The 12,896-nt window shown below is 71.7% G+C and carries 12 protein-coding genes; 6 read left to right on the top strand and 6 right to left on the bottom strand.

Annotated elements, in window-relative coordinates; all coding sequences use genetic code 11:
• The first annotated feature begins 76 nt into the window (after positions 1-76).
• Entirely contained in the window at positions 77-652 is a 576-nt protein-coding gene (locus LNW73_RS15885) for a TerD family protein (protein WP_138351212.1), read from the top strand.
• 88 nt (positions 653-740) lie between these two features.
• On the opposite strand, the gene LNW73_RS15880 is transcribed toward LNW73_RS15885, so the two are convergent.
• Positions 741-2,201 carry an MFS transporter gene (locus LNW73_RS15880; protein ID WP_250990344.1) on the bottom strand — a complete coding sequence of 487 codons (1,461 nt, stop codon included), beginning with the start codon at positions 2,199-2,201 and terminating at the stop codon, positions 741-743.
• Positions 2,202-2,344: 143 nt separating this feature from the next.
• Between LNW73_RS15880 and LNW73_RS15875 the strand changes: the two genes are divergently transcribed.
• Positions 2,345-2,782 (top strand): MarR family winged helix-turn-helix transcriptional regulator, encoded by a 438-nt coding sequence (locus LNW73_RS15875; protein ID WP_250980240.1) that lies wholly within the window; start codon positions 2,345-2,347, stop codon positions 2,780-2,782.
• A gap of 115 nt (positions 2,783-2,897) precedes the next feature.
• On the opposite strand, the gene LNW73_RS15870 is transcribed toward LNW73_RS15875, so the two are convergent.
• Entirely contained in the window at positions 2,898-3,545 is a 648-nt protein-coding gene (locus tag LNW73_RS15870) for an FMN-dependent NADH-azoreductase (RefSeq protein WP_250990343.1), read from the bottom strand.
• Between the two features lie 136 nt (positions 3,546-3,681).
• Between LNW73_RS15870 and LNW73_RS15865 the strand changes: the two genes are divergently transcribed.
• Positions 3,682-4,119 carry a winged helix-turn-helix transcriptional regulator gene (locus LNW73_RS15865; RefSeq protein ID WP_250990342.1) on the top strand — a complete coding sequence of 146 codons (438 nt, stop codon included), beginning with the start codon at positions 3,682-3,684 and terminating at the stop codon, positions 4,117-4,119.
• Between the two features lie 118 nt (positions 4,120-4,237).
• Here LNW73_RS15865 and LNW73_RS15860 read toward each other — a convergent pair whose 3' ends face one another.
• Positions 4,238-6,967: an ATP-binding SpoIIE family protein phosphatase gene (locus tag LNW73_RS15860; protein ID WP_250990341.1), complete on the bottom strand. Its 2,730-nt coding sequence runs from the start codon at positions 6,965-6,967 to the stop codon at positions 4,238-4,240.
• A 154-nt stretch (positions 6,968-7,121) separates the two neighbouring features.
• On the opposite strand from LNW73_RS15860, the gene LNW73_RS15855 reads away from it, so the two are divergent.
• From LNW73_RS15855 to LNW73_RS15845, 3 genes are all read left to right on the top strand, one after another.
• A complete protein-coding gene (locus LNW73_RS15855) occupies positions 7,122-8,570 on the top strand; it encodes a DUF2252 domain-containing protein (RefSeq protein WP_250990340.1) in 1,449 nt (482 codons plus the stop codon).
• A 221-nt stretch (positions 8,571-8,791) separates the two neighbouring features.
• A complete protein-coding gene (locus LNW73_RS15850) occupies positions 8,792-9,592 on the top strand; it encodes a hypothetical protein (RefSeq protein ID WP_374118107.1) in 801 nt (266 codons plus the stop codon).
• A 122-nt stretch (positions 9,593-9,714) separates the two neighbouring features.
• The gene (locus tag LNW73_RS15845) at positions 9,715-10,047 is read left to right on the top strand and encodes a rhodanese-like domain-containing protein (protein ID WP_250976808.1); all 333 of its coding nucleotides are present in this window, start codon (positions 9,715-9,717) and stop codon (positions 10,045-10,047) included.
• A gap of 24 nt (positions 10,048-10,071) precedes the next feature.
• On the opposite strand, the gene LNW73_RS15840 is transcribed toward LNW73_RS15845, so the two are convergent.
• The 3 genes from LNW73_RS15840 to paaD all read right to left on the bottom strand — a co-directional run bounded on the left by LNW73_RS15840 (position 10,072) and on the right by paaD (position 12,871).
• The gene (locus tag LNW73_RS15840) at positions 10,072-11,226 is read right to left on the bottom strand and encodes an acyl-CoA dehydrogenase family protein (protein ID WP_250990338.1); all 1,155 of its coding nucleotides are present in this window, start codon (positions 11,224-11,226) and stop codon (positions 10,072-10,074) included.
• 85 nt (positions 11,227-11,311) lie between these two features.
• Complete coding sequence (locus tag LNW73_RS15835; protein WP_250990337.1) at positions 11,312-12,367, bottom strand: 2Fe-2S iron-sulfur cluster-binding protein; 1,056 nt, start codon at positions 12,365-12,367, stop codon at positions 11,312-11,314.
• A complete protein-coding gene (gene paaD, locus LNW73_RS15830; RefSeq protein WP_250992936.1) occupies positions 12,368-12,871 on the bottom strand; it encodes a 1,2-phenylacetyl-CoA epoxidase subunit PaaD in 504 nt (167 codons plus the stop codon). It lies immediately after the preceding gene.
• Positions 12,872-12,896: the final 25 nt, after the last annotated feature.

Below are 12,896 nucleotides of genomic sequence, written 5' to 3'. Positions count from 1 at the left end.
TGGTGTCCGTTGGAGCTATTGGGCAAAGGAATCGTCAAGCGGCGCGGCCCGCGCCGGATTGAGCAGGGAGTCCATCATGGGTGTCAGCCTCTCCAAAGGCGGCAATGTCTCGCTGACGAAGGAGGCCCCCGGACTGACGGCGGTCACCGTCGGCCTGGGCTGGGACGTGCGCACGACGACCGGCACCGACTTCGACCTGGACGCGAGTGCGCTGCTGGTCGATACGACCGGCAAGGTTGTCTCGGACAAGCACTTCATCTTCTTCAACAACCTCAAGAGCCCGGACGGTTCCGTCGAGCACACCGGCGACAACCTCACGGGCGAGGGCGAGGGCGACGACGAGGCCGTCAAGGTGAGCCTCGCGACCGTTCCGCCCGAGGTCGACAAGATCGTGTTCCCGGTCTCGATCTATGAGGGCGAGAGCCGTCAGCAGAGCTTCGGCCAGGTCCGCAACGCGTTCATCCGTGTGGTGAACCAGGCGGACAACAACGAACTGGCACGTTACGACCTCACCGAGGACGCCTCCACCGAGACCGCGATGGTCTTCGGCGAGCTGTACCGCAACGGCGCGGAGTGGAAGTTCCGGGCCGTCGGCCAGGGCTACGCCTCGGGGCTGCGCGGTATCGCGCAGGACTTCGGCGTCAACCTCTGACCTCGGCGTCATGTGAGGAAGGGCCGCGCGACGACTGTCGCGCGGCCCTTCCCTGTCTGCTCCGTCCGCGGTGTCCGCCGGTGGATTCCTAGGCGGGCTGGTCGGCCGGCGCGCTGACCGGGGCCGGGCCGGAGGCCGCGACCTGCGGCCGGGCGTGGCGGGCCGGGATGAAGGCGGCGATCAGCAGGGCGGCGAGGCCGGCCCCGCAGGCGATCGCGAACGCGACCCGGAATCCGTTCAGCGTGGGCAGCGGCACGCCGCCGAACGGCTGCGTCATATGGGCGAGCACCACGCCGACGACCGCGCTGGAGACCGAGGTGCCGATCGACCGCATCAGAGTGTTGAGGCCGTTGGCGGCCGCCGTCTCCGACAGCGGCACGGCACCCATGATCAGCGCGGGCATGGCGGCGTAGGCGAGCGCGATGCCGGTGCCGATGACCGCCGATACCAGGATGACCTCCCAGACGGTGTCCATCAGGAACAGCCCCATGGCGTAACCGGCGGCGACGACCGCCACCCCCAGCATCAGCGAGGTCTTCGGGCCGCGGGCGGCCGAGATCCGGGCCGACAGCGGCGAGATCACGATCATCACCAGCCCGGCGGGGGCCAGGCACAGCCCGGCCGCGACCATCGACTGGCCGAGGCCGTAACCGGTCGCCTTGGGCAACTGCAAGAGCTGCGGAAGCACGATCGACATCGCGAAGAGGGCGAACCCGACCAGGACCGACGCGAGGTTGGTGAGCAGCACCTGGGGGCGGGCGGTGGTCCGCAGATCCACCAGCGGCGCGGTGGTCCGCAGCTCGAAGGTGCCCCAGCCGAGCAGGATCAGTACGGCGGCGCCGAGCAGTCCGAGGGTGGTGCCGCTGCCCCAGCCCCAGTCGCCGCCCTTGGACACGGCCAGCAGCAGGCAGACCAGCCCGGCCGAGAGGCCGACCGCACCGGGGAAGTCGAACCGTGCGGGGGTGCGCACCGCCGACTCGGGCACCAGGAAGAAGATGAGCGCGGCGGCGGCCGCCCCGAGCCCGGCCGAGCACAGGAACAGCGAGTGCCAGTCGAAGTGCTGGGCGATCGCCGCGGCACCCGGCATGCCGAGCGCCCCGCCGATGCCGAGCGAGGAGCTCATCAGGGCCATCGCGGAGCCCATCCGCTCCTTGGGCAGCTCGTCACGCATGATGCTGATGCCCAGCGGGATGACGCCCATCGCGCCGCCCTGGAAGGCCCGGCCGATCACCATCGGGAGCAGCGAGGTGGTGAAGGCGCAGATCAGCGAGCCGATGATGAGCAGGCCGAGGCTGAACAGCAGGATCCGCCGCTTGCCGTACATGTCGCCGAGCCGGCCCATGACGGGGGTGGCGACCGCGCCGGCCAGCAGGGTCGCGGTGATCACCCATGAGGCGTCGGAGGCGGAGGCGTGCAGCAGTTCGGGGAGTTCGGGGATCAGCGGGACCACGAGGGTCTGCATGACCGCCACGACGATGCCCGCGAACGCGAGCACCACGACGATGGAGCCGCCCCGGTCGCGGGCCACTGGATCGGATATCTGGGGCACGTGTACCGCCTCCGGGTGAAGTTGTTGATGTGCACGATACACAGGATGTGTATCGTGCACATTGCGTACCTCGTGGATACGCGCGGCGCGCAGGACGCGGTGACATAGGAGGCAGTGTGCTGGAGCGACTCGAACGGGAGTTGATGCTTGTCGCCCGGCACCAGGTGATGGCCCGCCGGGACCCGGCCGGCGGGCGGCTGGAGAAGTCCGCCTATCTGCTGCTGACCAGGATCGAAGCGGACGGCGCGATGTCCATCGGACAGCTCGCGGAGGCGTTCGGCCTCGACACCTCGACGGTCAACCGGCAGACGGCGGCGCTGCTGCGGGCCGGGCTGGCGGAGCGCGTCGCGGATCCGGACGGCGGAATGGCGCGGAAGCTGCGGATCACCGGTGCCGGCAAGGACCGGCTGGCGGCCGACCGCGCGGTCCATCTGGAAGGCCTGGGCCGGGTGCTCGCGGACTGGACGCCGCGGGAGATCGGGCAGTTCGAGGACGTACTCACCCGGTTCAACCGCAGCATCGAGGCCCTGGAGGGACGCGAATGGCCCCGCCCGGAATCGGGCGGGGCCGGCGACGCGTAAGGCGTAGCGCGTAAGGCATGGCGCGTAAGGCGTAGCGCGTAAGGCGTGGCGCGTAACGCGTGGCTTGTAAGACATGGCGCGTAACGCGGGGATGCGGGAGAGGGAGCCGTGGGCCTCAGGCGGCCAGGCGGACGGCGAGCGCCTTGGCCTTGGCGACCGCTTCCTCGTGGGCGCGGGCGCGCGACGCGTCGGCCTGGTCGCGGAGGTCGGCCATCGCCGGGTTCACATGCGCGAGCGTCAGCTCGGGCACGATGAAGTCGACCTCGAGGCCGAGCATGCCGGTGAGGACCTTCTCCAGGTAGTTCGAGGCGAACTCGAAGCTCTCCCGCGGGGTGCCGGCGGCGTACGAACCGCCGCGGGCGGTCACGACCGTGACCGGGGTGCCGGCCACCGTGGACGCCTCGCCGCCGGTGCGGCCGATGATGATCACCTGGTCGAGCCATGCCTTGAGGCTGGAGGGGATCGTGAAGTTGTACATCGGGGTGCCGATCAGCACCGCGTCGGCCTGCTCCAGCTCCCCGGCGAGGGTCTCCCGCAGGGCGTGGGCCGCCCGCTGCTCGGGGGTGTGGTCGGCCGCCGGGACGAAGGCCGCGGTGATGGCGTCGGCGGTCAGATGGGGGAGCGGATCGGCCGCGAGGTCGCGGTAGATCACGGTGCCGTCCGGGTGCTGCGCCTCCCATTCCTTGCGGAAGGTCGCGGCGACCTCGCGGGAGACGGAGCCCTCGTGGAAGGCGGAGGAGTCGATGTGCAGCAAGGTGGGCATGGGAATGCCTCCACTTTCGGAAGACGGTGCGAACGCCGCGATGCGGTGGGCGTCTGCGTTCTTTCGTACGTAGCTATTGATAGCACAGTAGCTTACTTTTCTGCAGTAGCAAGCGGGACGGCAGTACGCTGTACCCATGCAACGGGGACAGCAGGCGCAGGCGGAGCTCGGGGCCGAGGTGTGTACGGGCGTCGACATCGCGCTCACGCGCGTCTTCGAACTGCTGGGGAAACGGTGGACCGGGCTGATCGTGGCCGTCCTCACCCAGCGGGCGGCGTACTACGCCGACCTGCGGAGATCCCTCCCCAAGATCAGCGAGCGCATGCTGTCGGACCGGCTGAGCGAGCTGGCCGACGCCGGGCTGGTCGTCCGTGAGGTCGACGAAGGTCCACCGCTGCGCGTGACCTACCGGCTCACCGAGGCCGGCCTCGGTCTCGGCCCAGCCCTGCACGAGCTGGGTCTGTGGGCCGAGACGTACCTGCTGGGCGGCATCGACGCGGCGGGCGACCTGGAAGGGCCGTGCGCGGGCGCGCAATCCAGCCCCTCCCGGCCCCAGCAGCCCGAAATCGTCTGAACGCCTGAACGCCTGAACGCCTGAACGCCTGACGTCTGAACGCCTGGACAGCTGAAGGTCTCGGCGGGCCGGCCGGTGCCGGGTGATTTCCGACGGCCGACGGCCGACGGCCGAAGTCCTAGCCCGGCAGCGGCAGTTCGAACCAGACGACCTTGCCGACCGCCTTGCGGCTCGTACCCCAGCGCCGCGACAGATGCGAGACGAGCGCCAGGCCGCGCCCCTCCTCGTCGTCCGCGTCGGCCCGCCGCAGCTGCGGCAGGTTGTGATCGTCGTCGCTGACCTCGACCAGCAGCTTGCCGACGTTCATCAGCCGCAGCTGGACATCGTGCGACGCCACCCGCAGCGCATTGGTGACCAGCTCGCTGACCAGCAGTTCCGTGACGTCCGTGAGCCGGTCGAGACCCCAGATGCCGAGCTGCTGCCGGGTGAGTTCACGGGCGGTGCGGACCTCCGCGTCGTCCATGCGCAGCGTCCACTGGGCGACGTCCTTGGAGGCGATGCCCTCGAACCGGGCGACGAGCAGGGCGACATCGTCCCGCCGGTCCTCGGAGTGCAGCCGGCTGAGGATCTGCGCGCACACGTCCTCCGGAGTCTGCTGCGGCTCGATGACGTTGGCGCACAGGGCGGCGAGACCCGCGTCTATCCCCTGGCCGCGGACCTCGACCAGGCCGTCCGTGCACAGCACCAGCCAACTGCCGTCCGGCACCGGGATCTCGACCGTCTCGAACGGCACGCCGCCGACGCCGATCGGCGCTCCCTTGGGGATCTGCAGCAGCTCGCTGACCCCGTCGTGGCGGGCCAGGACGGGCGGGATGTGACCGGCGTTGGCGAGGGTCAGATTGCGGTGGATCGGGTCGTAGACCGCGTAGACGCAGGTGGCGAGGTGCTCGGGGCCCAGCCGGTGCGCGAGGTTGTCGAGGTGCCGCAGCAGCTGCGCCGGCGGCAGGTCGAGGGCGGCCATGGTGATGACCGACGTACGGAACTGGCCCATGACGGCGGCGCTGATCAGCCCGTGCCCCATCACATCGCCGACGATGAGCGCCACCCGGCCGCCCGGCAGCTGGATCGCGTCGAACCAGTCGCCGCCGACCTGTGCCTGGCGGTCGCCCGGCATGTAGTGGTGTGCGATGCGGACGCCGGGGATCTTGGGCGGACGGGTCGGCATCATGCTGCGCTGCAGCGTCGCGGCGGCCCGGGACTCGAAGCGGTGCAGCCGGGCGTTGTCGAGGTGGACGGCGCCGCGGGTGACGATCTCGCCCGCGGTCGCGGCGTCCTTGGCGTCGAACGGGCGCCGGTTCGGCTGGCGCAGGAAGCACATCCGGCCGAGGACCGTGCCGCGCGCGGTGAGCGGGACCACGACCATGGAACGGCCGGGCAGCAGCGGGCCGAGGGCCGGAACGCCCAGGTCGAGCGCGAGGTCCTGGGCGAGCCCCGGTTCGATGACGGGGACGAGGATCGGCTCGTTCAGGCGCGGGGTGATGTCGTCGGTGGAGAGGGTGATCAACTCGCCCTCCGGGACGGCGCTTTCCCAGGCGCCGGACGGCCCGTTCAGGGCGACCGCGACCCGGCGGAGCAGGACGGTGTCGGACGGCCGGTCGTCCTTCGGCGGCTCGGTGTCGGAGAACAGCTGGTCGACGATGAGGATCGCCGCGAAGTCCGCGAAGCGCGGGACGGTCACGGCGCACAACTCGCGTGCGGTGGTGTCGAGATCGAGGGTGCTGCCGACCTTGGTGCCGGTCTCGCGGAGTAACGCGAGCTGCTCGTCCAGCACATGGCCGGGAGCGGGCGTCGCGAAGACCGGTACGGCGGGGACGGGGACGGCGGTCAGGCCGTCGGCGCCGGTGCGCACCCGGGCGGCCCGGCCTCCGGCGGAGTTGCCGGCCGAGTTCCCGGCGGCCGGTGTGACCGTCGCCTGGACGGACGCTCCGGAGCCCGAACGGGGCGCGGGGAGCAGCTCCCGGCGGTTGGTGCGGGCCGGGCGTAACGTTCCGCCGTCCGCCTCGTACTCCCTGGGCAGGACCGGCAGTTCCGTGCTGCCGTCCACCCGCAGGACCGGGTACCCGAGCGGGACGACCTGCCGCATGATCCGTTCGAGGCGGCCGGTGCTCACCCGGGGCAGGACGATGCCGAGCCGGGCGGTCAGCTGCCGGGCGTGCGCCAGATCGGGGACGGGCGCGAGCTGGGCGGAGACCGAGATGCCCTCGCGGGCCTCGCGCGCCGGCTCCTCCGCGGCGTACGGCAGCAGGCGGTCGCCGAGGGCGATCCGCAGCGAACCGGCGCGCAGCGGCTTGGCGTTGGCGGCGATGACCAGCAGGCTGCGGCCGGCGGGCTCCATGATCCGGTACGTCCACCACAGCACGTCGCGAACGGTGCCGTCCCGGTCGGTGGTGGCGAGCGAACCGGCCCAGGCGGGATGGGTGAGGTCGTCCAGCAGGTCGAGGGTGTCCTGGCGCGGAGCGCCCGAGGAGGTCAGCAGCCCGGAGGCACGATGGCCGAAAACGCCTTCCCAGCGGTGGCCGAACAGCTCCTCGGAGCCGCGGTTCCAGTAGGAGACGCGGCCGTCGGGGTCCACGCAGATGACGGCGAGCCGCAGGAGCGCGGCCACCCCGGTGGTGGCGAGCGGTGCCGCGCCGGAGCCGTTGCCGGCGGTGGTGTCGGCCGTGGTGTCGGCCGTCGTGCCGGGTGTGGCGCCGGTGCCGGTCGCGGTGCTGGTGCCGGCATTGGTGCCGCTGCCGTTTCCGGAGGCAGAATCGACGGACACGTCCTTCTCCGTCTTCGCTTCCGCGCCGGCGGCCGGACCCATGGACGGGTCTTCGGACGGATCGGCGGACTGGGAAAGCCGGGTCATCTCGTTCAACGTCGTGCACCTGCGGTTCGGCGCTGAGTAGGGTCCTGGCTCAAGGCAAGCACGAAACTTCGGGCGGGGTCGACCAAATGGCCAGATTGCCCCCAGTGGTGGGGTAAGTGGCATCGGTGCGTCCGCTCGCTGACGGGGAGAGCGCATGAGCGAGTTGAGGGTGCCGCGGACCACGGGGTTCGCGCGCTGGCCGCACGAGGCCACGGCGAGGACCGCGGGCAAGGCGCTGCGGGGCCGGGTGGCCAGGTCGGCGCACGATCATCTGCCGGCCGGCGGGGACCGGCCGGGTCCGCTGGGGGCGCTGGAGGCGTCGAATTCCGGCCGGATCGAGGCGCTGATACCGCTGCGCGTCGGACGGATGGCGGCGAGCCCGTTCTCCTTCCTGCGCGGTTCCGCCGGGCTGATGGCGGCCGATCTCGTCGACACCCCGGTGACCGGTGTCGGCGCCCAGATCTGCGGTGACGCGCACGCCGCGAACTTCGGCCTCTACGGCGACGCCCGCGGCCGGCTGGTCATGGACATCAACGACTTCGACGAGACGCTGTTCGGCCCGTGGGAATGGGATGTGAAGCGGCTCGCGGCCTCGCTGGTGCTCGCCGGGCGGGAGGCGGGCGCGTCCGAGGACGTCTGCCGGTCGGCGGCGCACGACGCGGTCGGCGCGTACCGGCGCACCATGCGGCTGCTGGCCAAGCTGCCGGTGCTGGACGCGTGGAACGCCATCGCGCACGAAGAGCTGGTCGCGCACGCGGACGCGCGCGATCTGCTGGGCACCCTGGAACAGGTGTCGGCCAAGGCGCGGAAGAACACCAGCGCGAAGTTCGTCGCGCGGTCGACGGAGCTGCTGGCGGACGGCGGCCGGCGCTTCGTGGACGCGCTGCCCGTACTGCGGCGGGTGCCGGACGCGGAGGCGGCGGCGGTCGCCGGGGCGCTGGACGGCTATCTGCGCACGGTGTCGGAGGACCGGCTGCCGCTGCTCGCGCGCTACGCGGTGCACGATGTGGCGTTCCGGGTGGTGGGGACCGGGAGCGTGGGGACCAGGTCGTACGTGGTGCTGCTGCTCGATCACCTGGGGGAGCCGCTGGTGCTCCAGGTGAAGGAGGCGCGGGCGTCCGTGCTGCGGCCGTACGTGGCGAAGGCCGGATTCGACACCGCGGCGGCGGATGCCACCGCCACCTTCTCTGCCACCTCCTCAAACGATGCGCACGATGCGCTCGCCTCGCACGAGGGCCGGCGGGTGGTGCACGGACAGAAGCGGATGCAGGTGGTCAGCGACATCCTGCTGGGGTGGACGTCGGTGGACGGGCTGCCCTACCAGGTGCGCCAGTTCCGGAACCGGAAGGGGAGCGTGGATCCGGCGTCGCTGGAGGCGGGGCTGATCGACGACTACGCGCGCATGACCGGGGCGCTGCTCGCGCGGGCGCACTCGCACAGCGCGGATCCACGGCTGATCGCCGGGTACTGCGGCAAGAACGAGGAACTGGACACGGCGATCACGTCCTTCGCGGTGGCGTACGCCGACCGCACGGAGGCCGATCACGCGGAGCTGCTCGGCGCGATCAGGACGGGGAAGGTCGCGGCGGAACTCGGAATCTAGACCGCCGGGCTTGGCTCGATTCCGTTCCGAGCCGTTCCGAGCCATTCCGAGCTGGACCTAGCCGTTCAGAGCCGGTCTGATCCGGTCTTGATCCGGTCTTGATCTGGGCCGAAACGGAATCTTTCGGGGGCGTGGAAGGGGTGTGGGGCCCGGCGGTCCGGCTCCGGGGTGTGGCCTCGGTGCCGGGCCCCGGGACGGGGGGCCGCCGGAATCCGTACGCTGTGCGGGTGACGAACCCGGAAGCGGAACAGGTGGATCAAGCGGCCTCCCAGCGGTTGGCGAAGGCGGTGCGCGCCGCTGAGCAGGCGCTCATCGAGTTCGAGATCGCGGTGGAGACCTTCCGGGTCGAGGTGGACAACTTCTCCCGGCTGCATCACCAGCGGCTCGGCCCGATGTATGCCCGGCTGGACGAGCTGGACGCCCTGATCGCGGAGGCGGTGGCGGCGAACAGCGGCGACCGTGAGGACATCGAGCGGGCCTGGGAGGCCCGCGCCCTCGTCATGCCCATGCCGGGTATAGAGGAGCTCTTCGAGGGGATGCTCGGCCAGGACGGTGTCCGGCCGGTCGAGGACCCCAATCCTCCGCGCCGGGTGCGGCCGGGCAAGGAGGCGCAGCGGCTCTACCGCGAGCTGGCCCGCAAGGCGCACCCCGACCTGGCGCAGGACGAGGCGGAGAAGGAGCGGCGCAGCGTCTTCATCGCCCGGGTCAACGAGGCCTACGCGGACGCCGACGAGGACCGGCTGCGCGAGCTCGGGGCGGAGTGGGAGGCCGGGCCGGTGCTCGAGGAGGAGCTCCCGACCGAGGCGGAGGTGCTCTACGCCCGGCTGGAGTGGCTGGCCGAACGCAAGGAGGCGCTGTCCGTGATCGCCACGGATCTGGACGGCAGCGCGATCGGGCAGATGATGAAGCTGTCCCCCGACGATCCTGACGGGCTGCTCAACGAGATCGCCGAGCAGCTGCTGGAACAGGTCGGGGCGCGGGAGGCACGGCTCTCCGAGCTGGTCCGGCCCGCTGAGGGCTGAGGTAGTTTTCTCAGGTCCGCTGTGTGTGTCGTGTGCGCTGAGCCCGCTGAACCGCGTGCTGAGCCAGCGCCGAGCTCGTGCTCAGCTCCTGCTGAGCCGGTTGTGCCGAGGAGGCCCTTCCCATGTTCAACTCCCAGCTGCCCGCGGTCGACGCCGCCGGTGTTCCGGCCGAGGGCATCCTGCTGGACGTCCGGGAGAACGACGAGTGGGCGGCCGGGCACGCGCAGCAGGCGCTCCACATCCCCATGGGTGAGGTCGTCAGCCGGATCGCCGAGGTGCCGGACGGCGGCACGGTGCACGTGGTCTGCCGGGTCGGCGGACGGTCGGCGCAGGTCGCCCAGTACCTGATCGCCCAGGGCGTCGACGCGGTGAACGTGGACGGCGGGATGCTCGGCTGGGAAGCGGCCGGGCGGCCGCTGGTGTCGGACGGCGACGGCCCGGCCTTCGTCCTGTAGCGCGCCCCAGGGCCTTGTCCGGCCCTAACCGAGGGGGTGGGCGGCGATCAGGTCGCCCAGGACCTCCTCGTGGGCGGCGGCGGGACCGAGCGACAGCTCCAGCTGCTTGGCCCAGGCGTGGTAGCGGTGCAGCGCGTAGTCGGTGTCCGCACCGAAGCCGCCGTGCAGGTGCTGCGCGGTCTGCACGACCCGCCGTACGCCCTCCGACGCCCAGATCTTCGCGACCGCGACATCGCCGGTGAAGGGCAGCGCGCCGGGGGTGTCGATGCTCAGCCGCCAGGCCGCCTGCCAGAGGGTGGCCTCCATCGCCCGCAGGTCGATGTAGCGGTCGGCGGACTGCACCGCGACCGCCTGGAACGTCGCGATGGGGTATCCGAACTGCTCACGCTTACTGGCGTAGGAGCTGGTCATGCCGAGGACCGCCTCGCCGAGGCCCAGCGCCAGGGCGCAGGTGCCGGTGGCGAGCACATTGCGCAGCCATTCCCAGGCGCCGTCCGCGGTGATGACGTCATCGGCCGGGATCCGTACCCCGTCGAACGTGATCTCGGCGAACCGCTCCCCGCTGGTGGAGACCTGCTCGGCGAGCGTGACGCCCTCGTGGAGCCGGGGGACCACCGCGATGACCGGGCGGCCCTCGGTGGTGTGGGCCGGCACCAGGATGTGATCGGCCTGCTGCGCCCACGGGACGGCCGTCTGCACCCCGTCGAGCAGCCACTGCCCCGGCTCCTCGTTCCGGTCGTCCTGCTGGTGCCGGGCCTGAACGGCGAGCTCGGCCCCGTCATGGCCGGTGCGGCCGTTGGCGGCGACGGTGAGGACGACCCCGCCGCTGCCCGCCGCCGGAAGCAGCCGGCCGCGCAGCGCCGCGGAGCCGTAGGTCTGTACGGCGAGCCCGGCGGCGTAGGTCTCCAGCAGCGGCACCCGGGCGAGCACCTTGCCGGCCTCGCGCAGCACGAGGCACAGCGCCATCAGGTCGAGGCCGGCGCCGCCGTAGGTGTCGGCCAGGGCGAGGCCCAGCAGATCGCCGTCCGCGAGCTTGCGCCACAGGGCGCGGTCGAAGTCCTCGGCGACGGGCCCGTGGGTCAGCGCGGGGCTGGGGACCGAGTCGGGCGCGACTCCCGAGAACACGGCCCGCGCCGCCTCGACCGCCGCCAGTTGCTCCTCGGTGAAGCTGAAGTCCACTGCTAGCCCCTCCCACCGCTACGGTCCCTGACAGTGCGTCAGGTTAGAACACGTTCTAGTGAGAGGGAATAGCGAGGGGCCACCGTTACGCGTCGAAGTCCAGCTCCACCCGGTCGGTGAGCGGATGCGACTGGCAGGCCAGCACATACCCGGCATCGGTCTCGTCGGGCTCCAGCGCGAAGTTCCGGTCCATCCGCACCTCGCCCGACACCAGCCGGGCCCGGCAGGTCCCGCACACCCCGCCCTTGCAGGCGTACGGGGCGTCCGAGCGGTTGCGCAGCACCGTCTCCAGGACGGATTCGCCGCCCTCGGACGGCCAGCTCCCGCCGCGCCCGTCGAGCGTCGCGGCGACCACGCTGCCGGCCGGGGCCGCGGTCCGGGCGGTGCCGGTCACCGGGCCGTCGTCCACATGGAAGATCTCCTGATGGATCCGGGACCGGTCCACCCCGAGTCCGCGCAGCGCCTGCTCGGCTCCCCGCACCAGCCCGAAGGGGCCGCACAGGTACCACCCGTCCACCGTCTCCACCGACAGCAGTGCGGGCAGCAGGGCGGTCAGCCGCTCCTGGTCCAGCCGGCCGGACGGCAGCCCGGCCTGCTGGTCCTCACGGGACAACACGTTCACCAGCTGGAGCCGGTCCGGATAGCGGTCCTTGAGGTCGGCGATCTCCTCCAGGAACATCGTCGAAGCGGCCGTCCGGTCGCTGCGCACCAGGCAGAAGCGGGCCGAGGGCTCCCGTCCGAGGACGGTGGCGATGTGGGAGAGCACCGGCGTGATGCCGCTGCCGCCGACCACCGCCGCGAAGTAGCCGGGGCGCGGTTCGAGGATGAACCGGCCCATCGGCGGCATGACGTCCACCTGGTCGCCCACCACCAGCTCCTTGTGGGCGTACACCGAGAACGCACCGTCCTCGACCAGCCGCACGCCGACCCGCAGGCTCTCCGGCCCCTCGGGGCCGGGAGCCGGGTCGCAGACCGAGTACGTCCGCCGGATCTCGGAGCCGTCCACGAACCGGCGCACCGCGAGGTGCTGGCCTGCCGCGAAGCGGTACGTCTCACGCAGGGGGGCCGGCACGTCGAAGGTCACGGTCACCGAATCGTCCGTGAGCCGCTCGATCCCGGTGACCCGGAGCGGATGGAACATTCACAACTCCTTGAAGTGGTCGAACGGTTCGCGGCAGCTCTCACAACGGCGCAGGGATTTGCACGCGGTGGAGGAGAACCGGCTCAGCACGGTGGTGTCCACCGAGCCGCAGTGCGGGCAGCGCACCGACAGTTCGAGCGGCACCGGGCCGCCGCCGCCGATGGGGCGGGGCGGCGCTATGCCGTGCTCGGCGAGCTTGCGGCGCCCCTCGGCGCTGATCGCGTCGGTCGACCAGGCCGGCGACAGCACCGTACGGACGGACACCTCGGCCATCCCGTGCTCGCGCAGGACCTGGGTGATGTCGGTGACCATCGTGTCGATGGCCGGGCAGCCGGTGTACGTCGGCGTCAGCTGGACCTCGACCCGGCCGGGGCCGACCAGCTGCAGACCGCGCAGCACCCCCAGCTCGGCGAGGGAGAGCACCGGCAGCTCCGGGTCCGGGACCGACCCCGCGAGCCGCAGCAGCTCCGCCTCCAGCGCCCCGTCCGGCGTGCCCGCGGCCATCGCGTCGGCCGGAGCGCCGGGCGCC

Source organism: Streptomyces sp. RKAG337 (assembly GCF_023701715.1).
Lineage (GTDB): Bacteria > Actinomycetota > Actinomycetes > Streptomycetales > Streptomycetaceae > Actinacidiphila.
Note: the sequence above shows the minus strand (reverse complement) of the source record. Positions and strands in the feature narration are given on the sequence as shown.